This window comes from Streptococcus sanguinis, assembly GCF_019929225.1.
Lineage (GTDB): Bacteria > Bacillota > Bacilli > Lactobacillales > Streptococcaceae > Streptococcus > Streptococcus sanguinis_J.
Genome location: NZ_JAHZPA010000002.1, coordinates 71,779 through 95,237, shown reverse-complemented (window position 1 = coordinate 95,237; position 23,459 = coordinate 71,779). Strand labels below are relative to the sequence as shown.

Genomic DNA, 23,459 nt, shown 5'->3' with positions numbered 1-23,459 from the left:
TCACTCTTAAATGTAAGATGGCTGTGAGTTAGTTGGCTCGTCACCCATACTACCTAAAAGTGCCAGTCCAACTTCACGCGCTGAGATAACTGATTGTCTAACTGCTCCAGAATCCCCACTGATAAAGAGGATAGCTTCGTTTGAGTGGCTGGTACCACCATTTCCTGGAGAAGCATAGCCGACAACAGTAACGTTGGCAGCCTTAACAGCTGTATCCGCCATAACAACACCAATAGCTGCAGGTGCTCCGACAATCAAGCCAAAAGCACGGCCGTATTCAGCACCAAAGGCAGTCTGGCAAGCATAGCTAGCACGCGCAGTATATTGGAGTTCAATATGCCCTGCATCATTAGCATAAACATCGCCAAAGGTTCGATCCACTTCCTCCAAGGTTACTTCCACAGCTCGTCTGACATCTGATACATCTTCACCACCGAAGATAATCAAACTTCCGTGTCCAGCACCTCCCTTGGTATCACGAGGCAGTTCGATTTTAACAATTTCTGTATTGGTTGCTTTGACCGCTTCATCAGCAGCCATGATATGAGGACCCGCACCGGTACGAGCACCGACTACACCAATTGAGCGATAACTCTTTTCTAGCTTCATAGCATCCAGCACCTGCTGGTCCACATTGGCAATGACAAGTCCAATTGTATCGCCTATCGGATTAACACCGACAAATTCTGTAATATTGCATTTGTTTTCCATAAGACAGCTCCTTTCGCTGACATATATTTTGAAGCGCTTACAATTTTAGGGAATAAGGAAATCAGATAAGGGGAGCACCATAACTATACGCCTCTTTCTGATTCCATTTTTTTACTTTTTTCGGGTCAAAAGAATAGATTATTCTAAGGTTTTCTGTTAGAATGAGTATGGTTGTTTTTTATAAAGGAAAAAATTCTGCATTCTCAAAAAGAGCCTAACCAACTTTTTTAGGAATGCCAAGCTAAGCCTACAAGAAATATACTTGACAGGCCTTTCCCTTCAAAAATAACAATCGCAGAGACAGATAACAGATGATAAACTTTTCGCAGGGTTGCTCATCTTCTATCTGTTTTTTTATTTTCCATCATTACAGAATGGCAGGACAGCAGGCCGCTGTCCTGCCATTCTAGTAAATCCGATAGTTCCAGCATCCAACAAACTAGCCTTGCCAGTCAGCCGGATAGGTGACATAGATAAAGCGGGCCTTATCTCTGACAGAGAACTGAATGTCGCTGCCTTTAGGGATAAAGAGTACTTCGCCAGGGCCAGCTGTCATGACTTCGTCACCAACGATAATATCAAGACGCCCTTCAATAACATAGTCCACTTCATCATAGTCCAGATGCCAAGGGAAAGTTGTCTTTTCCATGGTCATCAGACCCAAGCCCAATCTTGGGCTTTCGTCTAAGGTCAGCAAGTCTCGTGTATAAACTTGATGGCTCGAATCACCTGTATCCAAGCGATCTTCTGGACGAACATCCAGACCAGGCAGGGCGATAGAAGCTACGCCTGCCTTGCTGACTTTTTTCCCACCATCTTTAGTGGCTAATTCTTCCAATAAAATCTTACGAACCAATGTTTCTAGGTCAGAACGATTAATATCTGCCATACTTCATACCTCCAAGTCTAAGCTTCCTTCTTCGTTAAGAAGAAAGCCAGTAATACCGCTGTGATACCGCCGACAAATTTACCAATCATCATCGGCACAATCATTTCCGGTTTTTGACCAGCTGTGAAGCCTAGGTGATCTCCGATAACAAAGGAAGCAGATACGGCAAAGGCTACGTTAATAATCTTACCGCGTTTGTCCATATCCTTCATCATCTGGAACATGGCAATGTTATTAGCCAGAGAAGCTACCAAACCAGCTGCACCAACTTCGTTCATTCCTAGGGATTTTCCGATAGCAGAAAGCGGTTTGTTGGCTACCTTGGTAAAGACAGCTACCAGACCAAAGGCTCCAGCCAAGGTTACGGCAATCGTTCCGACAACTTCAAAGGCTTCCTTCAGTGTCTCAGCACCTTTTGGATAGAGGCTGATGAGCCATTCATTTCCAGTCAGAAGCTGCGCTGCACCAAAAGCCAAACCGAGCGTTGCCAAGATAACAATAATCTGACCAAACACTTCAAAACCTTTAATCATGGCATTAGGTGCCAAAAGCAATCCTATGAAAATCAGAGCAGATACAATGATAATCGGGATAAGATTGACAATCAAGGTTCCAAAAGGCAGACCAGGCACAAAAATTCCTCCAAGAAGACAGCCAATCGGAACAGTTACCAAACCGTATAGGATTCCGCGAGCCAAAAGCGGACGGTCATCTTTTTCGATAATACCCAAGGCAACTGGAATTGTAAAGACGATGGTTGGCCCCATCATAGAGCCCAGTACAAAGGCAGCAAAATTTCCTACCGCTGGATCCTGAGCCAAACTAAGAGCCAGAGGAGCTCCTCCCATATCATTGGCAATGAAGGTTGTCGCAAAGATAGACGGGTCAGCGCCCACCAAGCCATACAAAGGCACGACAATTGGTTTCAAGACATCCGCCAAGAGGGGAGCGATTACCATAATCCCAGCCATAGAAAGAGCCAAAGCTCCCATAGCCATGATACCTTCTTCAAATTTTTCACTTAGTCCTAGTTTGCCACCGATACATTTATCCACTGCACCGATTAGCATGAATAGAACCATGATATAAATGATAATTTCATTGATACTCATAACATTACCTTAGTTTCTAATATTCTTCATCACTGTGATAGTCAACCTTGTCAATGATAGCCACAACGACCATATCCACAGGGATATTCGTCTTATTTAGGCTCATCCGGGCAGAACTGCCAGTGGTTACCATTACTTGGTCTCCTTCGCCTGCACCGATGCAGTCGGCCACAATAAGCAGAGCTGGGTCACTTTGATGTTCATTTAGCTGCCGTTCGACCACTAAAAATTTCAAACCATTTAAATTTTCGTCTTTTCTAGTCGCCCAAAGGCTTCCTTTTACTTTACCAACAAACATCTCTACCCACTCCTTTATTCTATGATTTCTATTTTTTGACGTTTTAGATAATCTCTCGCCAAGGCTGTCACAATCATTCCTTTTTCTATTTTAAAGCTTCCATTTTCAGGTAAGCCCATTTCTCTCAGCCTCTTCTCTGTAAGCAAAACCGGCTTGCTCGGATCCTTAGCCTTCTGACTGACTTCTTCTGTCACCGCCCGCTTTTCAGTCGGACGAGGCTCTTCAGCATGATTGCTTTCTAGGAGTGCTAAGAGTTGGCCTTCTTTATAAAATTGCAGACCGTAGCGGATCAGCTTTTCGCGCTGTCCCTGCAGTTCCTGATACAAGTGCACTTTAGAAGATTGCTTGTACTGCTGAACAGCAAAGGCGCTGTCTGACACGAGGACTTTTTTGCCTTTCAAAAGACTCTTTAAAATGACTGCTTCCTCTACCGCTAAAGGGCAAAGGGATGAGAGTCTCAGAAAAGCATCAAAGCCAAGTGTCTCGACAACAATAATCTCTGCTGCGCAAGAATCTCTTACGACTTGAAAGCCTTCCCCTTCTAATAAGTCAGGAATCTTATCGCCTCCAATGACGTATACTGAGGGTTTCTGAGGCTTTTTCTTCAACTTTTCCATCAGGCGGTCTGTAATCAAATCTACTAAATGATCTAGATTTTCCATTCTTTACCTACCTTTTATTTGCTCATAGGACTTATTTTTTAATAATCCGTCCGCGTGTTCCTTTTTTGAAACCACATGCATTGGCTTCATCGTAGTCGATATGCATATAGGTCGCAAACTTGGGACTAACACGGATGACCACATCATCAAATATCAGCGGACGAGCACCTTCTACTCTGACTTGTACAATCTCGTGATTTTTTACATTCAGACGTTCGGCATCTTCCGGTGTCATATGAACATGACGCTTAGCTACAATCAGGCCCTTATCCAGACAAACTGCCTTGTCCCCATGAGCCAAGATGACACCCGGTGTTCCTTCGATATCGCCACTTTCGCGAATGGGAGCCTTGGTGCCCAGCTGCAAACAATCGGTCAGGGAAACTTCTACCTGAGAATGTTTGCGAACAGGTCCCAGAATAACCACATTGTGAAAAGCGCCTTTTGGACCGACAACTGTCAGCCTTTCCTGACTAGCGAACTGGCCTGGCTGTGATAGGTCTTTTGCTTTTGTTAATTGATAGTTGGGACCAAACAAGGCTTCCAAATCTTCCTGACTCAAATGGACATGACGTCCGCTCGCTTCTACCTCAAATGACCCCTGCAATTCTTCCTGAACTTTATCAATTACTTTATTTACCAAATTTTCTAAAGTCATTGCTGTTCTTCTTTCTCTTGTTATTAGCTTGCTATCAACCAGAGCAAGACTTCAATTGATTTTAATAATTGAGAAACCTTACAAGCAAATTGATCTCTGTCACCATCAGCAGCCTGCTCCAATTCTTTGCGCAGGAGGGTCGTTTCGATATATGTTTCATAGCAATTCAGCTGCCAAGTCGGCTCCTGATAACTCATCATAACCGTTTCTTGATCGAGCTGTCGACTGACCCGAATGGCCTGCAATTCTGCATTGCTAGGCAGGTCTGTCTGGTAATCAGAAATATCATCCAGAATATACTGGCCGACTATTTGTTCTACTATATTCAATAGTTGGCCAACTTGCTCACACTTTTCATCCTGAAAAGCCTGATGCAATTCTCTCTGGTTCTTCAAAAAGCAAGTATAAAGTTTAGTCAGTCTAAATAGTCGTGGATACACAGCAGAGTCCTCAAGGTTTGTAATCGGCACCCTGATAGCATCAGCAGCTGAGGCTGTTTTCCCTTTGGTCTGACCTGAACAGATAATTCGAATATGGTGATCATTGAGAAAACCTCTGGCTGCTGGCGTCAGTTTTTCATCTTTGTTTAATTCAAAGACACCGTTATCAGCGAGAACGGATTCTCTATAAAGCTTTCTGATCTTAGCTTCTGTAAAAACTGACATGTATTCACATCCTTCTACTCCGTTGATACTCTGTGAAAATCAATCTGATACTCTCCGAAAATCAACATTTCTGTCTAGTATCGAGCTGCTGCCCATAAGCTTCATTTTCACTGAGTATTCTATTTGCATCAGAGGCCTGTATCAAGCCTGAACACTACAATACAGGCCCTTTCAGCAAATATTTATCTGTCCCAGATTATTTGGGCAGAATGACTTCCACTTCAGCATGTGGACGTGGAATTACGTGAACTGAAATCAATTCACCAACATTTTCAGCTGCAGCTGCTCCAGCATCTGTCGCTGCTTTGACTGCGCCGACATCACCACGAACCATTACAGTTACCAAACCAGCACCGACTTGTTCTTTACCAATCAAAGTTACGTTAGCGGCTTTGACCATTGCATCAGCTGCTTCAATTGCGCCGACGAGTCCTTTTGTTTCTACCATTCCTAATGCATTTGCGTTTGCCATGTTTATTTCCTCCAATTATTTTCTTGTTTTTAATTTTATCCGAAAGTCTGTAATCTTATTCTTGATGAGGCAAGATTACTTCTACTTCAGCATGTGGACGTGGAATTACGTGAACTGAAATCAATTCACCAACATTTTCAGCTGCAGCTGCTCCAGCATCTGTCGCTGCTTTTACTGCGCCGACATCACCACGAACCAAGACTGTTACCAATCCAGCGCCGACTTGTTCTTTACCAACTAAAGTTACGTTAGCGGCTTTGACCATTGCATCAGCTGCTTCGATTGCGCCGACAAGTCCTCTTGTTTCTACCATTCCTAATGCATTTGCGTTTGCCATGATTGTATCCTCCAATTATAATGTTTAATATTGACTATTTTAGTTTTTCCAATACGCGTTGAACCAACAAGGTTACCAGTTCTTCTTCGTTTGATCCGTCAACTGCCACAGCTTTTGGTTCTTCCACTGCCATATTTTCTGCTTGTCGCAGGTCTGACAGTTCTGATGTACCGTAAGCTACACGACGGATATTGAAGAGATTGAGCGGGCTGACATTATCAGATGTCGCGCTGCCACCCACAGCTCCACAACCCAAAGTAAAGGCTGGGAAGAGACCAGTCGTTGCACCGACACCACCCAGAGCTGCTGGCGTATTGATTAGCAGACGAGATACTGGTTTTTTCAGTGCAAATTCACGAATAATTTCTTCGTTTTGACTGTGAATAGCAAGAGTGTGGCCTGCACCTTCATGATGCAAGATCTTAATACTCAGCTCACAAGCTTCCAACCAGTCCTTGACAGTGTAGAAACCTAAGACTGGAGCCAGTTTTTCCATAGAATATGGATACTGCTTACCGACGCCTGTTTCTTCTGCAATCAAGACCCGAGCATCTGCTGGAACTGAAATACCAGCTAACTCCGCAATCACTTGAGGTGTTTTACCAACCATCTTCGGATTCATCGCACCACTTGGCTGGATAATGAAGGCACCCAGTTTCTTAGCATCTTCTGCTGGAACAAAGTAAGCACCTTGTTTCTTGAACTCTGCTACAACCTTTTCCTTCATATCTTCTTCGACGATGATGGACTGCTCAGATGCACAAATCACACCATTGTCAAAGGTTTTAGAATCCAAAATCTGACGAACTGCTTTTGGCACATCTGCTGTTCTTTCGATGAAGGCTGGACCATTACCAGGACCTACACCGATTGCTGGTGTACCAGATGAGTAAGCCGCTTTGACCATGGCATTTCCGCCAGTCGCCAAAATGAGATTTGTATCCTTGTGTCGCATCAACTCATTGGTAGCTGCGATGGATACCCGATGAATCGCACTGATAGCTCCATCCGGACAGCCAGCTGATTTAGCAGCTTTCTTGATGATTTCCACCGTTTCCTCAATACACTTAAGAGCATTTGGGTGAGGAGAGAAGACGATACTGTTTCCTGCCTTCAAGGCGATCAAAGCCTTATACATAACCGTTGATGTCGGGTTGGTTGATGGAATCAAGCCAGCAATGACACCGACTGGAACCCCAACTTCCAAGACTTTCTTTTCCTTGTCTTCGCTGAGAACCCCAACCGTTTTCATATCCTTGATTTCTTCAAGAATACCTTTGGAAGCAAGAGCATTTTTCAACACCTTGTCTTCCCAGCGGCCAAAGCCTGTTTCCTGAGCTGCCATCTTCGCTAGGCGTTCACGCTCATCATAACAAGCTTTCGCTACTACTTTTACAATGGTATCAATTTGCTCTTGGCTCATTTTAGCAAGTTCTGCTTGGGCTTTCTTTGCATCCCGAATCAAATTCCTTACTTCCTGAATCGATACCAAATCTTTATCTTCTAAAAACATCCGCAATTACTCCTCTCCTATTGTTTCCATCAAAGTCTCAACGAGAAGTTTCTTGTTGGCAAATTTGATTTCTTTCTTGCTGAGACGGATACCTTCTTGATGATAGGCAAGGCTGCGTAGTTCGACGACTTTTAGTTTTTCCAGTTCTTCTCTGGTGTAGGTCCTTGTCTCTCCTTCAAGCTTCTTAGCTGGTTCAGCCTTAGTTTCCTTTACAGGCTGAGGCTTTTCTTCGATTTTTTCTGAAGGGATTGTTTCCGCCGTAGAAGCAATCTCTTTTTTAACTGTTTTACTATTTCTCTTTGGTACAAAGAGAAGGTCTGTCTGATTATCCAGCCTAGAAATTACATGGCTGGCCAGATAATAAGGTTTATCCTGTACCAACTCAACTGCCGCATCAACCGCTGAGCGGACTGCACTGACATCGCCTATTAATTGAACTGTGTTCAAACCAGCTTTGACCGTTTCAATATTAAGCAATGATACATTGGCAGCCTTCAAAGCCGCATCTGCCGCAACTACAGCACCTAGATAACCTTTTACTTCAATTAAACCTAGTGCTCTATCTGCCATTTAATCAACTCCTAATCAATAACTTTTAGGATCATTCGCTACTGCAATGACTGCATTCGCAAATGCGTCGCAGGCAGCTCGGCATGCTGACTGTGATCCGACCAGAAGTCCGCCGGCAAAGTTGGTTTCACTCGGTGGTCCGTAGAAAGCTCCAACTTGCACGTCTGCCGCTTTCAAAGCCGCATCCAGTGCCACCATAGCTTCACCTGGTGGAGCAATCAAGTAAGCAATTGCTGTTCCTTCTTCTGCATTAGCACCCTCTGACAGGTAAGAGCCCGCACGAGAAATACAATGAGCAAAATAAGGAATGCTGTCATCATCATTGGCACTGTAGAAGCTAGCCCCATTTTCGATTTCATAGACTGCTACATCCAGACCGCTGCGAACTTCTTCTGGGTTTGGACCAGCCAAGATACCGATGACTTCACCAGCCAGCTTAGTTGAAGCGTTGCCTGCACCAGCATACATACTACGAGCATAGACCACTTCGACATCTGCTGCCTTGGTTGCTTCATCCAAGGCTACATAAGTGACATCATCACAGTCAGAAGTGATAATTCCCAGACTTCTGTGATGTGGTTTAAGCTCCAAAGAAGCTGCCAAACCTGCATCCACGTTTGAAATCAGAAGGGCACTTAATACATTTGCACCTAATCGATCATTTTTCAAAGCCACTACCTCCTATTATTTCAAATCAATTCCTGATTTCTTATTATCAAGAATCTTCTTAATGATTTCTGCTACATAGGCTCCAGCTTCAACGGCTGGTGTTCCGCCTTTATGAATATTGGAAACAACAGTCCGTTTCGCTTCTGGCATACCAACTGTTGGCTTGTAAGCCAGATAAGCACTCATAGACTCAGCTGTTACCAGACCTGGACGCTCACCGACCAGCATACAGATAACTTCTGCACCAGTCAGCTCTGCGATTTGGTCCATAGCTGCAACCCGAGCATGCTTGATAAAGAGCACTTCACCAAAGTCCAGTCCGAACATTTTCAGACCTTGCTTCAGAGCTGGCAGGAAGTCTTTGACGTTAGCCTCGATAGCTGATGAGCTAAGACCATCACCAACGACAATCTGAACTTTAGCATTAGGTTTGCATTTTTCCTTGATAATAGCCTGCTGATCTTCTGGGAAGACCCGGCCAAAATCTGGACGTGTCAAATATTCATCTTTAGTAGTCGCCTTAGTCTGTACAGGAATGAAGCCCATTTCCTTGATAAAGTCATCTGAGACATAGGAGAAGACCGCATCCTGAGCTGCCGCATGGTCTGCACGGAAACGCAAAACACTTTGTGTCTTGTAGCGATCGCCTGCCCGCCATAAGCCCAGACGTGCCGGAGTAAATTTCTTAATCTTCCGGTAGGCTTCTTCATTGATGGCATTTGGAACCAAGAACTGCTCCTGAATATCTACTTCTGTTATATCCGGAATAATGCCATCTTCAATCACTGAAGTGTCTTGTTTGACTTCTTCCTGCAGAGAAACCGCAGGTTTTTCAGCTTTGTTCTGGTCAGTCGCTGCTGTTTCTTTAACAGCTGAGTCGCCGCCCATCTCATTTAACAATGAGCGAATCATTTCTTTTAATTGCAATTCATCCACAATGATTTCCTCCTTGCTAATTTGATTTCATAAAGATGGAGCCGTCTCCGCCGATTTCTGTCAGGTGACCATCTTCCATCAAGCCCATCTTTTCCATCCACTCTTCAAATTCCTTAATCGGACGTTTGTTAAGAAGTGAACGCATGGTTGCTGTTTCATGGTAACCAGTTGTTTGATAGTTAAGCATGATATCGTCACCATGAGGAATCGCCATGATGTAGTTAACATTAGCTGCTCCGAGAAGAACCAAGAGATTTTCAGCGTCGTTTTGGTCAGCTTTCATGTGGTTAGTGTAGCAGATATCACAACCCATTGAGATACCAGTCAGTTTGCCCATGAAGTGGTCTTCCAAACCAGCACGGATAACCTGCTTAGAATCATAAAGATATTCTGGTCCGATGAATCCAACAACGGTATTTACCAAGAATGGATCGAAGCGTTTAGCGAAGCCATAACAACGAGCTTCCATAGTCACTTGGTCTGCTCCATGGTGAGCGTCAGATGAAAGTTCAGAACCTTGACCTGTTTCAAAGTACATGACATTCGGTCCAGCAGCTGTTCCCACTTTCAAAGCTGTATCCCAAGCTTCTTGAATGATTTTAGCATCAAAACCAAAAGCTTCATTTCCTTTTTCAGATCCAGCGATAGATTGGAAGACCAAACCTGTCGGAGCACCTTGATTCATGGCTTCAATCTGAGTAGTAACGTGAGCTAGCACACAGTGCTGAGTTGGAATCTTGTACTCTTCGATGAAGTCGTTAAACTTATGCAAGACCCGTTTGGTACTTTCTACTGAGTCATCCACTGGGTTCAACCCCAAGAGAGCATCCCCACATCCATAAGCAAAACCTTCCATAGTAGAAGCCATGATACCGTCTGGATCATCTGTGGTATGGTTAGGTTGAAGACGAGAAGAGAATGTTCCCGGCATACCAATCGTTGTATTCGCATGTTTGGTAATGACAATCTTATTGGCAGCTACAATCAAGTCCAAGTTGGTCATCAACTTAGCAACCGCTGCTACCATTTCAGAAGTCAACCCACGAGACAGCCACTGAATATCTACGTTCTTAGTCTTGTTATCCAAAATCCATTCACGTAACTCTTCTACTGTCCAATTCTTAATCTTTTCGTAAGTACGAAGATTGACATCGTCGATGATAATCCGTGTTACCTCATCTTCTTCATAAGGCACTACCGGATTATTGAACAAATCAGATAATTTCAGCTGAGCTAGTACAACCTTAGCAGCAACGCGCTCTTCGGCAGATTCTGCTGCTACTCCCGCTAGCTGATCCCCTGATTTGTACTCATTGGCTTTGGCCAGCACTTCTTTTACGGATTTAAATTCGTAAAGCCGACCAAACAATTTTGTTTTCAAAATCATGGATTACTTCCTCCTTAGTGTAAATAAAAGTTTAATTAAACACCAATGTTTTCACGACAATCGGTAAGACCGATCCTTCAATGACTGGATTACCAATATCGATATAGTCGCCATTTTGAACATCCACTGAGTCAATGCAGACAAATGGATAATCCTTAGGCAATTGAGCAAAGAGACATTGGCCTAGAACCTTGGCCATATCTTCTCTGACCACCACTAGCAACGGAATTTTCTTTTCAATGCTTTCGCTCATTCCCTTGACAATAGCCTCTGCATATTCCAAAACTCGGGCGAAGCTTGGGCTTTTTTCTCCATTGATTGCCAAAGCCACCTGCTGGACTTCATTTTCCAGTGTGAACCAGGCTACCTTGTCCTTGATAATCTGCTGCAGCCCCTCCTTATCCTCATGCTCATCAGAAGCTGCCAGTTTGAGAACTGGAATGTTCTTAATAGGGAGGATATCAGAGATGTAGGTAATGGTACTGCCGCTGACATCGGTCGTATGGCTGCCCGCTCCAACAACGGTTGCCCGAATGGTCTCAGCTGACTGGATGACCTTCTTTTGTTCAAAAATCTTGGACTTTCTCAGCGCCCTGCCTAGCAGGATACCGATATCCCCATAGCGAAAATCATCCGCCGAGGTCGTTTCCAAGTATATTCCATCAGCTACACCACCAGAGAAAGATACGCAGTGGAGATCATAGTTCAACTTGAGACCATGGTTGGTCTGTAGAAGCTCATAGTAAGGACTGTGATTGTCAATTCCTACAGACTGTTCTAATACGGAGACCATTTCTTGAATCAGTCGATCCAAATCAGCCCGATGGACCGTTTCACCAACTGCCAGCTGAAGCCCCTGCTCTGCAATGATAGTCTGCAGTTTTGGAGCAATATAGCTAATCCGCTGGGTCTGCGGATCGATTTTTATCAGCCGACCTCCGATATCAAAACATCCTGTATCAATCACATCTCCTTCTCGGAAGGCTGCCAGATTGGAAGTCCCCCCACCAATATCAATATTGACTACTGATGTATGATGCTCTTGAGAATATTGATGGCTGCAGGCCCCTTTACCAGCGATGATACTCTCAAGGTCTGGACCAGCAGTCGCAACAACAAAGTCCCCAGCGTAGCCACTCAGTGCTTGGAGCACCTGACTGGCATTTTCCTTGCGAGCTGTCTCACCAGTAATGATGACTGCTCCCATCTGAATATCTTTTTTCTGAATGCCTGCTTTCGCATACTCATTCAGAACAAAGTTTTTGATCTTATCTACCTCGATCAAAAGTTGATCCGAAATTGGTGTGAAGATAATTTCACTTTTATAAAGAACTTTTTTATCTGTAATATAGACACGAGGAATAGTAAACACAGAAGCAATATTCTCGATGGTAAGCTCTGACAAGATCAGCTGTGTAGTGGCTGTCCCGATATCAAGCCCCACACTCAAAATTTTATCTGACATACTAAAAACCTCCAAAAAAAGACGCTCAAAGCAATGCAAACAAACAGAGTTCATTTACATTCTTCAAGCGTCATTGCTTTTTTCGACTGACATCATTGTTAGTCTGGTAGTATTTATTTTTTAAAACGAATGGTCGTTGTCGTCCCCTCACAGTCTGAGTGGATAGACAAGGTTCCAAACAACTTTCCTTGGACAAAACGCTCCACCAAGAGTAGACCCAGATGATTTTCAAAGGTGTGCTCTTGATTGTAACCGCTACCATTATCCAGTACTTTTAAAGTTATTATATCATTTTTAAATCCAACCTGCAAACGGATTTGCGGTTTTTCTGGATTTTTTTTGTCCTTAAAAGCATGTTCATAGCTGTTCTGCAGTAATTCATTGACGATTAGCGCCAGTGAAGTAGCCCGGCTGCTGTCGAGACAAAGTTCCGGTTCCAGGCTGTAGGTCAGGGTTATTTCCCTATGCCCGGAAAAACAACGCTGAACATTTTCGATAACTCTCTTCAGCAGATGCTCAATCTGAATGCTGTCATCCTGCTGAGAAGACAGGAGCTCGTGGGTCGCTGCTATAGAGAGCACACGATTCATACTGTCGTTAAGAGCTTTTTTGGTGTCTGCTCCTGGACTTTGCTGAGCCTGTAGTCGCAGCAAGGAAACAACGGTTTGCAAGTTATTCTTTACCCGATGGTTCATTTCACGAATGGTAGTTGTATGGGTTAAGAGCTGTGCTTCCTTTTCCTTGATGTCTGTAATATCCTTACAGATCATGACCACATTCTCACTCTCAGCCAGCAAATAGCGTTTGACCAAAAAGCAATAAGTGCCATAATGTACCTCAACTTGGTGAGGTTTTTCTTGAGGGGCTTGCGGTCCCAGTTGCTGGATTTCTTCAAAAGTCAGACTGTCTAAGACCAGATTGCTATAGTGCATTCCCTCAATCGAGTCCATATAGCCCAGCTTATGGCGATAAGAATCGGCAGCTGCTTGATTGAAATACTTGAGATAGCCCTGCTGGTCAAAGACCAGACAAGCTTCGTCAATATGATCAAATAAAACAAACTGCTCTTGAGCTGAAATCTCAGGAGTGCTCCGCAACCCAAAACCGTCGTCCTCTTTATCCAAAGAAAAGTGGTCCGGTAAAGTCTGAGGAGCATTTTTTTCGATAATCAGCGTTCCGATGACGCGCTCTTCTCTCACTATCGGAAAGACCGTCTGGTGGATGGCTAAGCCCTCCTGCGATCTGGCCGAAAGCCCAATCGAGGGAGCCCCCGTCTCCAAGGTCCGGATAACACCTGGCTCATTTTCCAGGTAAGCCATAGCACCTACGACCGATTTTTCGTACAAGCTGAGCTTGCTTTCCGGTTTTTTGTGAAAGATGACAATGGCATGTTCCGAAAAGATATTCTTTACGTCAATGAAGACATCTTCATTAGCATAAGCTGAGTTTTTCAATAATTCGTCAGCCTGTTGGACAAGATGCTCGATATCAGCCTCATCCAAATTTGTCTGTTCCTGACAAAGCTGCTTTATCTTATCTTTATACATCATTACACATCATCTTGGAGCACCAGCAATTTAGCAATCTCAATCATCGGCACTCTCTTTTGCATACTAATTGTCCGAATGCGCTTGAAAGCTTCTGGCTCTGACAAATGATCACGAGCCATCAGCAAGCCTTTAGCCTTTTCAATCACAATCCGATCGTCTATTTTTTTAGACAGCTTGACCATTTCATTGGACATCTGCTGAAGCTGGCGGCCCTTCTCAATGCAAATCTCTACCATTGGAATCAAGGACTTGGCATCCAAAGGTTTAACCAAGTAAGCACTAATCCCATTGGTTTTAGCTTTTTGAACATAGTGTTCATCGCTGTAGGCTGACAGTAGAATCACACTGTAGGCTAAAGCGTCTTCGAGTATCTTCTTACCTGCTGTCAGGCCATCCAGAAGTGGAAGCTTGATGTCCATCATGACCAAGTCACAACGATATTTCTGACACAAATCAATAGCCTCAAAGCCATCGGATGCCTCAGCCACCACTTCATAATCAGCTGCCTCTAATATATTTCGGATATCTAATCTTACAATTGGATCATCATCAACAATTAGTATTCTGCCTTTCATACTTCCCCTCGACAGTTTGATTTTTTATGTCCGCGTTACGACAGTACTGGAGAAGCCCAAAATCTCTTCCAGACCTTGTAAAACGGCAATGAGAGCTGCCTCAACAGAAGAAACGTCACCTGTCATCACGACAGAGCCGCTGAAACGATCCACAAAACCAACTTGAACATCCGCAGCCTTGGTCGCAATATCAACCGCAATGATAGCCGCTTCACTTGGAGTGATCGTCAAGATTCCAATCGCATCCTTGATTTCTGCCTGCAATCCTAATTTTTCAAAAATGACTTCATCAGGATTAGCGATAAGGTGCGCCAAGGTCACTTGTTTCCCAGGAACGTATTCCTGTATCATTCTTTGTTTTTCTTCCAATTTAGTAAACCTTCTTCATGATTTTAAACGTTCAGAAGTGTACTGCATGCTCTTAATCATTATACAATAATTTTGGCATAACAGCAATTCAGAGGATTAAAACGCTTTCTCTAATACTTTAAGCAGTTCTTCTGCCGTAGGGACGCGAGGATTAGTCGGAGTACAGCCATCATGCAGAGCAGCTTCTGAAATTTCTACCTTGTACTGAGCAAAAGCATCTGCTTTCACACCATATTCTCTTAGAGAAGTTGGCATTTTCAGCTTTCTTTGTAGTTTCTTGATGGCTTCAACCAGCTGTCTTACTCCTGACACAGGACTTGAAGCACTGCATCCCAGTAGTTTGGCAATATCCTGATAGCGGCTCGCTACAGTCTTGTCTGTCGCCTGCCGGTTCCGATTGTTGAATTCGATACCAGCATTATACTGAATGACATGGGGCATTAAAATACTGTTTAAACGACCATGAGGTACATGGAACTTAGCTCCTGCCGCATGTGCCAGACTGTGATTGATACCCAAGGAAGCTGTGTTAAAGGCCATACCAGCCAGAGTGGATGCTGCATGCATCTTTTCACGCGCTTCTACATCCTGACCATTTTTGTAGGCTTTAGGCAAGTATTCAAAGACCAGCTTGATTGCCTTTTCAGCCAAGGCATCAGAGAAGTCCGTAGCCTTGGTCGATACATAAGCTTCAATGGCATGGGTCAGTACATCCATTCCAGTGTCAGCCGTGATGTTACCAGGAAGTGACAGAACCAAATCCGCATCTAAAATCGCAACATCCGGAAGGATTTCTTTGGTCACTAAAGGATATTTGGTACCTCTCTCTGCATCCGTGATTACAGAAAAGGACGTTACTTCAGATCCAGTTCCGCTTGTTGTAGGAATGGCAATGAGAATGGCCTCTGAGAAGGCACCCTGCTTCTTGGCAAAATAATACATAGCCTTGGAAGCATCAATGGCAGAGCCTCCACCAATAGAAAGCACAATGCTGATTGGCTTGTCTCCAGCACTCTTGATGCCAGCCACAACCGTTTCGATTGGCGGATCAGGCACAATATCTGTGAAAACAACAATATCATTGCTGTCATCAAAGTTGGCTAAAATAGCATCCAGCGTGCCAGATGTCTTCAAAAAAGGATCGGCAACGACTAAAATATGCTCGTTTTTATAATGGTTTAATTGCTGCAGAGCGCCCTTGCCCACATGCAATTCAGTCTTATAGGAAATCTTATACATCTTTTCTCCTTTCTGTTGTATCTGTTTTTAAACAAAAAGAAGCTATATGAAAATAAGACTGCTCCCCTACACATGTCACAGCATTTTCATATAGCTTCATTGCTTATTTATCTTCAGTACCCCTTTGTACTATATTGAATTATAACACAAAAGCGCTTTCATGGCAATAAAAAAGTCATTAATATAAGAAGTTTTTAGTGCTGCTTCTCCTTGAAAAGCCAAGCTTATTTGAAGAATTAAATTTTTATTAAAATTTAGTTCATTTTCCTTGTAATTCCCTGTGAAAGGTGTTACAATCTAGTTACTAGGAAATTGATTTTAGTACTTTTAAGGATATGGAAGTCTGGTGCAAATCCAGCGCGGTCCCGCCACTGTGATAAGCTTTTCAGCTTTAAGTCAGGTCTTTATTCTTAAATTTTAGTAGATTTCATGCCTCGATGTAAGGTAGTGATGTCAGTTTGGAACAAACATTTTAGCTTAGTTTCCATTATTGACTCTACGTTTAAGTACGTTAATTTTCTAAAGATGAGGTTTCACTTGTCTTTCTGCAAAGGAGCAGAGTCAATAATTGGAAAGCTAGTGCTAATCAACGAAGCTTAGCATGAAGATACAACGATGTATAGGCGGCTTTCTTTTTTAGAAGATCAAAATAAGTTCTGTCCTTCCAAGACTCAGTAAGAGTCAATTTGGAAAGACAGAACTTTTTTCTGTTTCTTTTTATCACTGGCGCTTGCTTGCCCAACGCTCAACATCCGCCTTGGTGATATTGTGGAAGACCTTGGCACCTCTTTCATAGGCGATGTCTTCTTGATGCTTGGTAAAGTTGATTACTCGAGCCAAGGCAAAGAAGTAATCTGATAGACGGTTGACAAAAATCAGGACATTATTGTTAATTTCCGTAGTCCACATCGTTCCTACGATATGACGCTCTGCCCGTCTTGCAATGGTCCGAGCCACATGAATCATGGAAGCAATCTCGTCACCGCCTGGCAGGATAAACCTTTCCAGAGCCGGTGGAATTTCTGCGTAAGTATCAATCCTCTCCTCGATCCAGTCAATCAGCTGCTGATCGACCTTATAAGGGTAAACTCCCTTAGGAGTAGAGAGGTCTGAACCACAGTCAAAGAGATAATGCTGCAGCTGGAGTAGCTCATCTCTCAGCTTATCATCCTTGTCCAGCTTGGTAATAGTATAACCAATCCAAGAGTTCAGCTCATCAATGGTTCCATAAGCATTAACTCGTTCTGCATCCTTGGCGACACTTTGACCGCCAACTAGCTTGGTCAAGCCCTTGTCACCTGTTTTTGTATAGAGTTGCATATTTTTCCTCCTTTAAGTCACATTTTTGCGAATATCAACATAATCTTCTTCTTTCAAGCTGCCTTCTGCAAAGGTTGGCATATGCTCCATGGTATAAACAGCATTTTCCAGCAGAAAGAAAGCCAAAGGACAACCCGACCCTTCACCCAGTCGCATGTCCAGCAAAAGCATGGGCTCCAGTCCTAGAAAGTCACTGACCAGTCTGTAAGCAGGCTCCGTCGATGCATGAGAAGCAAAACTATAGTCCAAGACATGAGGAGTCAGCTGATGGGCAATCAGAAGCCCCGTCAGAGAGATAAGACCGTCCACTACACAAGGCAACTGATAGCGGGCACAGGCGAGATGAGTGCCTGCCATAGCCAGCATATCTAGCCCACCAAGCTTAGCGGTCAGATCCAGAATATCTCCATAAGGAGCGTGACGATCCAGACACTGCTGGATAACGGCTGTTTTATGAGCCTTCATATCCTGAGTCAGACCAGCTCCATAGCCTGTGACGTCTTCTGCTTTTAGACCGAGAACTGCCGCAATGACAGCAGCCGAGGTGGTGGTGTTGCCAATCCCCATTTCTCCTGTTCCAAAGAGACGATATCCGTCTTTAATCAAGGCCTCTGTCTTCTTGTAGCCGACTAGAACTGCCGCTATAGCCTGCTCGCGAGTCATGGCTGGCTCTCTAAGCATATTGTGGGTGCCATGGCAGACCTTGTCCCCATTCTCCTCAAAGATATCCTTCTTGCAGCCAATATCTACCAGGCAGATGTCTGAACCTGCATGTTTGGAAATAGCACACAAGCCTGATTTCCCTGCTAGAATATTGCGAGCAACAGTGTAGGTTGTTTCTTGAGGGTTGGCAGAAACGCCTTCAGCCACAATGCCATTATCTGCCACGTAGACGAGGACAATCTTCTTCTCTAGGTCAATAGGACCAGAAAACATGGCATGCAAGCGAGCATAGATAGTCTCGAGCTTTCCCAAGGACCCCGGGGGTTTCCCTAATTGATCACAGTAGCGCTGGCCTTCTTGAAGCTTGTCTTTATCTATCGGAAGAATCTGCTCAATAATTTTTTCTAAGTCTTTCAAACTAGTCTATCTCCTCCCTGACCGGCTGCACCCCTTCAAAAATAATCCTGCTCAAGGTCCGATTCTGATAATAAGCCCCACTGGCTGAGCGAGCTAGTTCAGCCTCTAACAGAGGCAAGTTTTCTAGCTCTTCCCTGCTCAGCAACAGACCAACCAATGTACCACTATGGGCAACATTAAGGCCTAAACACTGGTATTCTTTTACCAAAGCCAGTAATTCTTTCAGATAGGGTTTGGGTAGCCGTTGGTTGTTCAACAAAGCACTATAGCTCGCTAAATGGCCAAGTTTTTCCAAACTCTTCTCCCGACAAGCCTCCTGAAAAAGAGGAAGCAAACGCTTAGACTCCTCAGCTGGATAGCTAGGACTGTCCTTCATCCGAACCAAGTCAAGAGTTGTCACCATCTCCACAGGCTCCAATATATAAACATAGAGCTCCGGTCGCCAATCTGTCTGCCAGACAACTTGACCAGTCAGGGGATTAATGACCGTCCAGTCCGCAAAAGCCACAGAGTCAGTAGGCTCAATCTTGGCACAGAGACTCGTCAAATCTGCCGCCTTTAGAGGCTGCTTTCGTCCCAGAGCAGCTGCCTGCAGGCAGCTAATCATATCAGCTGTGCTGCTAGAATAGCCCTTGCTGATCGGCAGGTCTGACTCCTGAACAAAAGAGAAAACATTGGACTCAGGCAGGAGCTCCAAAGCTCGCCTTACCTTTTCACCTTGGGCCTGCCTTGCAAAAGACGAAGCTCCGTCCAATCTCACTCGACTTCGCTTCTCAATCCCATAGGAGAGCAGGACCTCCTGCTCTCCTACTAAACCTTGAAATAATTCACCGCAGGAACCTGGACAGGACACGATACCCTTAGTCATAAGGAGCCTCTTTCGCCAAGACCTCTGTCAGACAAGCCAGAAGCTGTTCATTTTCCTGATGGCTGCGGATGGCTATGCGGTAATGCCGGTTTGTCAGATCATGATAATTTTGACAGGAACGGATAAAAATCTTTCTCTGCCGAAGCTCGTGACGCAGGTCCTGCTGACCTAAATATTCAAAGAAGATATAGTTGACACTAGGCTTGACCGGTCGAAGCTGTGAAAATGCAGTCAGTCCTTGAAAAAGAAAGTCTCTTTCTACTCGCAGCCACTGCTTGGTAGCTTGCTGATAAGCCTGATCCGCCAAAAGGACAGGCAGGGTGTGATCCGCCATAGCATTGACCGACCAAGGAGCGCGGCTCCCCTCTATCTCATCAAAGCAAGTTGGATGACAGCTGAGAGCATAGCCCAATCTCAGACCAGGAATAGCATAAAACTTGGTCAGAGACCGCACCACTACTGCATTTGGATAGGTAGCTAGACAGGAGACAAAGCTATAGTCCCCCTCATCGTCCAGAAAGTCCATAAAAGCCTCATCCAATATCAAAAAGATTCGCCGTTCCTGCAGGTCCTCAGCCAGCTTTTCTAGCTCAATACGCCGAATCAAGGTACCCGTCGGATTATTAGGATTGCATATGAGTACAGCGTCTCCCGCAGTCAGTGAATCCAAGGCTGGCAACATGTCAGCTAGATTCAACTCATAGGATGGAGAAGGAAGGCTAAAGCGCTCCACCTTGGCCTGCACTTGCGAAAAGGCTTTTTCATATTCCATGAAAGTAGGGCTCAGAGTCAGGACTGTCTTTGGACGCAGGAAGCGGGCCAGCTCATAAAAGACTTCTACCGCACCATTTGCCAGTAGGACATTGTCCCTTTCTAGGGCATGATGATGTGCCAAAAGATCTCTGGAGTGGCTGTAGCCGATGTCTGGATAATGAACCAGCCAATCAATGGACTCGGTCAGACAAGCCCTCAGCCTTTGAGAAATCCCCAAAGGATTGATATTGGCACTGAAATCCAGACAGTCTTCTAGAGAAAAACCAAATTCCTCAGCCAAAGCTGCCGCATTTCCACCGTGCTCTACTTTCATAAATAGACATTCCTTCCTCGTTTCCTTGTTAGAATCTAGTATACCATATTCGGCTTTTTCGTCCTTAGTCTGCCTCCAGATAAGCCTGGAGACGGTCAATTCCTTCGTTTTCCGTCGCTGATATTTCAAAAATTTCCTTAGCTCCAGCCGCTTTCAGCTGTCGCCGTGCTTTTTCGATTTGCTCCGGCTGTTCAGTCATATCAATCTTGGTGACAATACCAATCACTTCTTTATTGAAGAGGGAAGAAAAGCCCTGAGGAAAGGTCTGCATCTGATCGGAAGCCGCCACCAAGAGGCCAATCACATCAGCTTCCGTTGCTGTCACGTTCAGAGCATTGTAATACTTACGATGCTGGAGAAATTCTCCGGGTGTATCAATGATGGCATCATAGAACTCAATAGCCTGAGTCTTAAAGTAGGTCAGCTCCAATCCTTTCAGTCGCTGGGTCAGAGTGGTCTTACCCACTCCGACTGGACCGACAAACATGATTTTTTTCATATCTTGCATCCATTCCTCTCTATGACAGGGAACTGCCTGCTATCTGCTGAGCTGGGCTTTCTTACTATCTAGTTTGATAGTTTCCCTACCGTTGAGCAGTACACCTTTATTTTCATCGCGACCTTGCAGGTAGTAAATTGCATCTTCCTGGCCGTAAGTTTCAATTGCCTTAGTTTGCAAAAGACCGATTCCCTTGCTAGGATCTCTCAAAAGATTGAAGATAATACCCATTTGCAGTTTAGGGAAATCCTTGAGCATAGCATAGTCGCCATTACTATCACCGGCAATCAGGATTGGTTCTTGATTGTCATGATTGACAGCAATCAGCTTCTTAATAGTCTCTGTCTTGCCCTCACCCTGAGTCTGAGCATAGTTGGTATCGTATTCCGGCTGAATCACTCCCTTGTCATCCTTTTTCAGGCGCATAGCAGTGACATTTTCTTTAGGAATATTGTAGCCATACTTAGAATTGCTAGCATAAGGGATAATCACATCAATATAAGACGCGGAGCATATATAGACATCAATGCCGTTGGCCATCAGAGTCTTGTAGAGATTTTGCATTTCCTTGACTGAGCGAACACCGCGCTTGAAGGTTACAGTGACTTGGCCTGATTCACCTTTCAAACCTTCAGGACTTTCCCAGGTTTCAGAAGTCAGCTTGTCTTGGAGAGCCTGATCAATAGACTTTTCAGATAGAGCTTGAACTTCTTCAGAAGTCATACCTGCATAGAGGTAGGTCACCCATGGATAACTGATGTCAGAGCTGAAGGTATCACCAATCGCTTCGTAAAGATAGCGGAGTTTAGCAGCAAAGTCTTGGTATTCATCAGTCTTTTTGACTTCTTCCAGAGACTTATCTCCTTGCATTCCTTTATAGCTATTGTAAATAGCCGTGTAGTCAGAAAGCAAGTCAGCCGCAATCTTGTCAATGTTCACTGGTTCACCATCTTTGTTATGGAAATCTTCAACAAAATCGTCGCTCGGTATATTGGTCCGTACTGCTTGGTCAAATTCTTCCGGCGTCATCTTAAAGGCCAGATTTTCAATTTGATAGGTAAAGGTTGCTTCGCCAATGTCGTTAATGACTGTCGTATTGTCCCAGTCAAAGACGGCATAAGGTTTTTTATTTTTATCATAGCTAGAGCTGGTGTTCCCATTCTCCTTGATGAGCTTGGTCAGACGGGCATAAAGCTTGTCTTCCCAGACACCCTTATCCAAAGTCTTAGCCTTGTCCTTATCTGTTGTCTCCGTCTTAGCCGAGGATGACTCAGTCGTCGTCTTATTATTCCCCGCTTGACAGGCTCCCAGAAGCAAAGCCAAACCACAAAGCAGCACAATTCCTTTTGTCCGCATAGAAACAATCCTCCATAAAAAATAATAGTGCGCAAAAAAATGGCATAGAAAAACCCTTTGATTCTGAAACACTCGCTTCATTGCGATCAAATCAGGCTTCCTTGCCATTTTCTATACTGTTATTATATTATAAACTATCTGATTGACTTTGTCAATGAAGCGCTTTCAAATTTGTAAAAAATAAAGGCAGAGAAAATTATTTCTCTACCTTAGCAAACTTTTAGAATATAAACGCTATAACTGTTTAACTACATAGAAGATATTCGGTACACCACTTAAATTTTGGTCAGCTACTAAAAGCACTCAAATCAGCTCATCACTTTTCGGATTCTTCTTTATATAAATAGCTGCATAAACCGCATCTACCATAACAGCTGTCAGCGTAAAGGTTAACAAAATTCCCAATAAAAAACCAAAGGCATTCTGAATATAACCCGTTAGGAGGGAGGGAATGATTGTTGCACCCGCAAAAGCTACAGCAAAATTATTCCACCATGTTTTCTTTCTATCTCCCTCATTTACTTGATTAAAAGCCCAGACTTTTCCTTGATTTTTTGGGAGATAGTACCAAGCATAGAGGCCACAAGCAAAGATAAAAAGGAACATCATCAATATTACATAAAATGGAGTGAGGGGGGATTGATATATTCCCTCTATACTTTTTGAATCTCCTACTATTGCAAACATCAACAATCCGATAAAATCGATCCAAACTAATGCGGTCCAAGTAAGCAAAGCAATCAGAATATAGGTTAAAAATTTAAATCGATTGATTAGAAACTTAGAAAAAGCAAATAACATACTTACCACATTAAGAATGATGCAAGTCAAAAATAGAACTTTAATCCCTCCCTGGCGACTTCCTGTTTCACCTATAAGGGCCCAGTAAAAGAAAAATGAGCAAAATGGTAAATTTATCCATGGATATAATTTAATATAACCTAAACTGACACCATGTGTGATCAAAGGACCATGGTATCTTTCTCTTTCTATATTAGTAATCTTTGCGTTATCTTTCATATTCACCTTCACCATTAACTAAACCAAACAAACACTTTCTGAAGTAATTTAATGTATGAATCAAGGAATTCATTTAATTTCCGAAATTCTTTCAAAGACATAAGCTGTTGACAACTTGAATAGTCTATAATAATCATATTTAAAAAATCGTA

Annotated in this window: 26 protein-coding genes and 1 riboswitch; all 26 genes read right to left on the bottom strand. The window is 43.7% G+C overall.

Annotated elements, in window-relative coordinates; translation table 11 throughout:
- Positions 1-6 precede the first annotated feature (6 nt).
- The 26 genes from pduB to K1I80_RS04860 all read right to left on the bottom strand — a co-directional run bounded on the left by pduB (position 7) and on the right by K1I80_RS04860 (position 23,322).
- Positions 7-738, bottom strand: a complete 732-nt coding sequence (gene pduB / locus K1I80_RS04985) for a propanediol utilization microcompartment protein PduB (RefSeq protein WP_260468011.1) — start codon at positions 736-738, stop codon at positions 7-9.
- Between the two features lie 412 nt (positions 739-1,150).
- Positions 1,151-1,600, bottom strand: a complete 450-nt coding sequence (locus K1I80_RS04980) for a cupin domain-containing protein (protein WP_002898196.1) — start codon at positions 1,598-1,600, stop codon at positions 1,151-1,153.
- Positions 1,601-1,617: 17 nt separating this feature from the next.
- On the bottom strand, positions 1,618-2,712 hold the full coding sequence (locus tag K1I80_RS04975) for an ethanolamine utilization protein EutH (protein ID WP_002907136.1): 1,095 nt from the start codon (positions 2,710-2,712) through the stop codon (positions 1,618-1,620).
- 16 nt (positions 2,713-2,728) lie between these two features.
- Entirely contained in the window at positions 2,729-3,010 is a 282-nt protein-coding gene (locus K1I80_RS04970) for a EutN/CcmL family microcompartment protein (RefSeq protein ID WP_002896356.1), read from the bottom strand.
- Between the two features lie 14 nt (positions 3,011-3,024).
- The gene (locus K1I80_RS04965) at positions 3,025-3,672 is read right to left on the bottom strand and encodes a hypothetical protein (protein ID WP_002907137.1); all 648 of its coding nucleotides are present in this window, start codon (positions 3,670-3,672) and stop codon (positions 3,025-3,027) included.
- 31 nt (positions 3,673-3,703) lie between these two features.
- Positions 3,704-4,330: an ethanolamine utilization phosphate acetyltransferase EutD gene (gene eutD, locus K1I80_RS04960; protein WP_002896361.1), complete on the bottom strand. Its 627-nt coding sequence runs from the start codon at positions 4,328-4,330 to the stop codon at positions 3,704-3,706.
- A 23-nt stretch (positions 4,331-4,353) separates the two neighbouring features.
- A complete protein-coding gene (locus tag K1I80_RS04955) occupies positions 4,354-4,995 on the bottom strand; it encodes a hypothetical protein (RefSeq protein ID WP_223313176.1) in 642 nt (213 codons plus the stop codon).
- Positions 4,996-5,191: 196 nt separating this feature from the next.
- Positions 5,192-5,467 (bottom strand): propanediol utilization microcompartment protein PduA, encoded by a 276-nt coding sequence (pduA, locus tag K1I80_RS04950; protein ID WP_002896373.1) that lies wholly within the window; start codon positions 5,465-5,467, stop codon positions 5,192-5,194.
- A 55-nt stretch (positions 5,468-5,522) separates the two neighbouring features.
- Entirely contained in the window at positions 5,523-5,804 is a 282-nt protein-coding gene (pduA, locus tag K1I80_RS04945; protein WP_002898203.1) for a propanediol utilization microcompartment protein PduA, read from the bottom strand.
- A gap of 34 nt (positions 5,805-5,838) precedes the next feature.
- A complete protein-coding gene (locus tag K1I80_RS04940) occupies positions 5,839-7,317 on the bottom strand; it encodes an acetaldehyde dehydrogenase (acetylating) (RefSeq protein ID WP_223313175.1) in 1,479 nt (492 codons plus the stop codon).
- A gap of 6 nt (positions 7,318-7,323) precedes the next feature.
- A complete protein-coding gene (locus K1I80_RS04935; protein ID WP_223313174.1) occupies positions 7,324-7,887 on the bottom strand; it encodes a BMC domain-containing protein in 564 nt (187 codons plus the stop codon).
- 15 nt (positions 7,888-7,902) lie between these two features.
- Positions 7,903-8,556: an ethanolamine utilization microcompartment protein EutL gene (gene eutL, locus K1I80_RS04930; protein WP_009659835.1), complete on the bottom strand. Its 654-nt coding sequence runs from the start codon at positions 8,554-8,556 to the stop codon at positions 7,903-7,905.
- 15 nt (positions 8,557-8,571) lie between these two features.
- Positions 8,572-9,492: an ethanolamine ammonia-lyase subunit EutC gene (gene eutC / locus K1I80_RS04925; protein ID WP_002919542.1), complete on the bottom strand. Its 921-nt coding sequence runs from the start codon at positions 9,490-9,492 to the stop codon at positions 8,572-8,574.
- A gap of 16 nt (positions 9,493-9,508) precedes the next feature.
- On the bottom strand, positions 9,509-10,879 hold the full coding sequence (locus K1I80_RS04920; RefSeq protein ID WP_002903902.1) for an ethanolamine ammonia-lyase subunit EutB: 1,371 nt from the start codon (positions 10,877-10,879) through the stop codon (positions 9,509-9,511).
- A 31-nt stretch (positions 10,880-10,910) separates the two neighbouring features.
- On the bottom strand, positions 10,911-12,344 hold the full coding sequence (gene eutA / locus K1I80_RS04915; protein WP_223312621.1) for an ethanolamine ammonia-lyase reactivating factor EutA: 1,434 nt from the start codon (positions 12,342-12,344) through the stop codon (positions 10,911-10,913).
- A gap of 113 nt (positions 12,345-12,457) precedes the next feature.
- Positions 12,458-13,894 carry a sensor histidine kinase gene (locus K1I80_RS04910; RefSeq protein WP_223312620.1) on the bottom strand — a complete coding sequence of 479 codons (1,437 nt, stop codon included), beginning with the start codon at positions 13,892-13,894 and terminating at the stop codon, positions 12,458-12,460.
- Positions 13,894-14,469: an ANTAR domain-containing response regulator gene (locus K1I80_RS04905; protein ID WP_002910490.1), complete on the bottom strand. Its 576-nt coding sequence runs from the start codon at positions 14,467-14,469 to the stop codon at positions 13,894-13,896. Before K1I80_RS04905 ends, K1I80_RS04910 begins: the two co-directional genes overlap by 1 nt.
- A 24-nt stretch (positions 14,470-14,493) precedes the next feature.
- On the bottom strand, positions 14,494-14,838 hold the full coding sequence (locus tag K1I80_RS04900) for a BMC domain-containing protein (protein WP_002898216.1): 345 nt from the start codon (positions 14,836-14,838) through the stop codon (positions 14,494-14,496).
- Between the two features lie 96 nt (positions 14,839-14,934).
- Positions 14,935-16,077, bottom strand: a complete 1,143-nt coding sequence (locus K1I80_RS04895; protein WP_223313173.1) for a 1-propanol dehydrogenase PduQ — start codon at positions 16,075-16,077, stop codon at positions 14,935-14,937.
- Between the two features lie 310 nt (positions 16,078-16,387).
- Positions 16,388-16,536, top strand: a riboswitch (adenosylcobalamin (AdoCbl) riboswitch).
- Positions 16,537-16,797: 261 nt separating this feature from the next.
- Positions 16,798-17,397 (bottom strand): cob(I)yrinic acid a,c-diamide adenosyltransferase, encoded by a 600-nt coding sequence (locus K1I80_RS04890; protein WP_223313172.1) that lies wholly within the window; start codon positions 17,395-17,397, stop codon positions 16,798-16,800.
- Between the two features lie 12 nt (positions 17,398-17,409).
- Positions 17,410-18,477 (bottom strand): nicotinate-nucleotide--dimethylbenzimidazole phosphoribosyltransferase, encoded by a 1,068-nt coding sequence (gene cobT / locus K1I80_RS04885; RefSeq protein ID WP_223313171.1) that lies wholly within the window; start codon positions 18,475-18,477, stop codon positions 17,410-17,412.
- A 1-nt stretch (position 18,478) separates the two neighbouring features.
- Entirely contained in the window at positions 18,479-19,345 is an 867-nt protein-coding gene (locus K1I80_RS04880) for a GHMP family kinase ATP-binding protein (protein ID WP_223313170.1), read from the bottom strand.
- On the bottom strand, positions 19,338-20,432 hold the full coding sequence (gene cobD, locus K1I80_RS04875) for a threonine-phosphate decarboxylase CobD (RefSeq protein WP_223313169.1): 1,095 nt from the start codon (positions 20,430-20,432) through the stop codon (positions 19,338-19,340). Before cobD ends, K1I80_RS04880 begins: the two co-directional genes overlap by 8 nt.
- Before the next feature lie 64 nt (positions 20,433-20,496).
- Positions 20,497-20,931: a EutP/PduV family microcompartment system protein gene (locus tag K1I80_RS04870; protein ID WP_223313297.1), complete on the bottom strand. Its 435-nt coding sequence runs from the start codon at positions 20,929-20,931 to the stop codon at positions 20,497-20,499.
- Between the two features lie 39 nt (positions 20,932-20,970).
- Positions 20,971-22,287, bottom strand: a complete 1,317-nt coding sequence (locus K1I80_RS04865; protein WP_223313168.1) for an HAD family hydrolase — start codon at positions 22,285-22,287, stop codon at positions 20,971-20,973.
- A 303-nt stretch (positions 22,288-22,590) separates the two neighbouring features.
- Positions 22,591-23,322: a hypothetical protein gene (locus K1I80_RS04860; RefSeq protein ID WP_223313167.1), complete on the bottom strand. Its 732-nt coding sequence runs from the start codon at positions 23,320-23,322 to the stop codon at positions 22,591-22,593.
- Positions 23,323-23,459 lie beyond the last annotated feature (137 nt).

Excerpts from the sequence above, each read along its gene's own strand:
- K1I80_RS04970 (WP_002896356.1), bottom strand. The coding sequence starts at position 3,010 with ATGTTTGTTGGTAAAGTAAAAGGAAGCCTTTGGGCGACTAGAAAAGAC.
- K1I80_RS04980 (WP_002898196.1), bottom strand. The coding sequence starts at position 1,600 with ATGGCAGATATTAATCGTTCTGACCTAGAAACATTGGTTCGTAAGATT.
- K1I80_RS04910 (WP_223312620.1), bottom strand. The coding sequence starts at position 13,894 with ATGATGTATAAAGATAAGATAAAGCAGCTTTGTCAGGAACAGACAAAT.
- K1I80_RS04890 (WP_223313172.1), bottom strand. The coding sequence starts at position 17,397 with ATGCAACTCTATACAAAAACAGGTGACAAGGGCTTGACCAAGCTAGTT.
- K1I80_RS04880 (WP_223313170.1), bottom strand. The coding sequence starts at position 19,345 with ATGACTAAGGGTATCGTGTCCTGTCCAGGTTCCTGCGGTGAATTATTT.
- pduA (WP_002896373.1), bottom strand. The coding sequence starts at position 5,467 with ATGGCAAACGCAAATGCATTAGGAATGGTAGAAACAAAAGGACTCGTC.
- eutD (WP_002896361.1), bottom strand. The coding sequence starts at position 4,330 with ATGACTTTAGAAAATTTGGTAAATAAAGTAATTGATAAAGTTCAGGAA.
- cobD (WP_223313169.1), bottom strand. The coding sequence starts at position 20,432 with ATGAAAGTAGAGCACGGTGGAAATGCGGCAGCTTTGGCTGAGGAATTT.
- K1I80_RS04870 (WP_223313297.1), bottom strand. The coding sequence starts at position 20,931 with ATGAAAAAAATCATGTTTGTCGGTCCAGTCGGAGTGGGTAAGACCACT.
- K1I80_RS04955 (WP_223313176.1), bottom strand. The coding sequence starts at position 4,995 with ATGTCAGTTTTTACAGAAGCTAAGATCAGAAAGCTTTATAGAGAATCC.
- K1I80_RS04965 (WP_002907137.1), bottom strand. The coding sequence starts at position 3,672 with ATGGAAAATCTAGATCATTTAGTAGATTTGATTACAGACCGCCTGATG.
- K1I80_RS04905 (WP_002910490.1), bottom strand. The coding sequence starts at position 14,469 with ATGAAAGGCAGAATACTAATTGTTGATGATGATCCAATTGTAAGATTA.
- pduA (WP_002898203.1), bottom strand. The coding sequence starts at position 5,804 with ATGGCAAACGCAAATGCATTAGGAATGGTAGAAACAAGAGGACTTGTC.
- eutA (WP_223312621.1), bottom strand. The coding sequence starts at position 12,344 with ATGTCAGATAAAATTTTGAGTGTGGGGCTTGATATCGGGACAGCCACT.
- K1I80_RS04940 (WP_223313175.1), bottom strand. The coding sequence starts at position 7,317 with ATGTTTTTAGAAGATAAAGATTTGGTATCGATTCAGGAAGTAAGGAAT.
- K1I80_RS04895 (WP_223313173.1), bottom strand. The coding sequence starts at position 16,077 with ATGTATAAGATTTCCTATAAGACTGAATTGCATGTGGGCAAGGGCGCT.
- K1I80_RS04865 (WP_223313168.1), bottom strand. The coding sequence starts at position 22,287 with ATGCGGACAAAAGGAATTGTGCTGCTTTGTGGTTTGGCTTTGCTTCTG.
- K1I80_RS04860 (WP_223313167.1), bottom strand. The coding sequence starts at position 23,322 with ATGGTGAAGGTGAATATGAAAGATAACGCAAAGATTACTAATATAGAA.
- K1I80_RS04935 (WP_223313174.1), bottom strand. The coding sequence starts at position 7,887 with ATGGCAGATAGAGCACTAGGTTTAATTGAAGTAAAAGGTTATCTAGGT.
- K1I80_RS04920 (WP_002903902.1), bottom strand. The coding sequence starts at position 10,879 with ATGATTTTGAAAACAAAATTGTTTGGTCGGCTTTACGAATTTAAATCC.
- K1I80_RS04975 (WP_002907136.1), bottom strand. The coding sequence starts at position 2,712 with ATGAGTATCAATGAAATTATCATTTATATCATGGTTCTATTCATGCTA.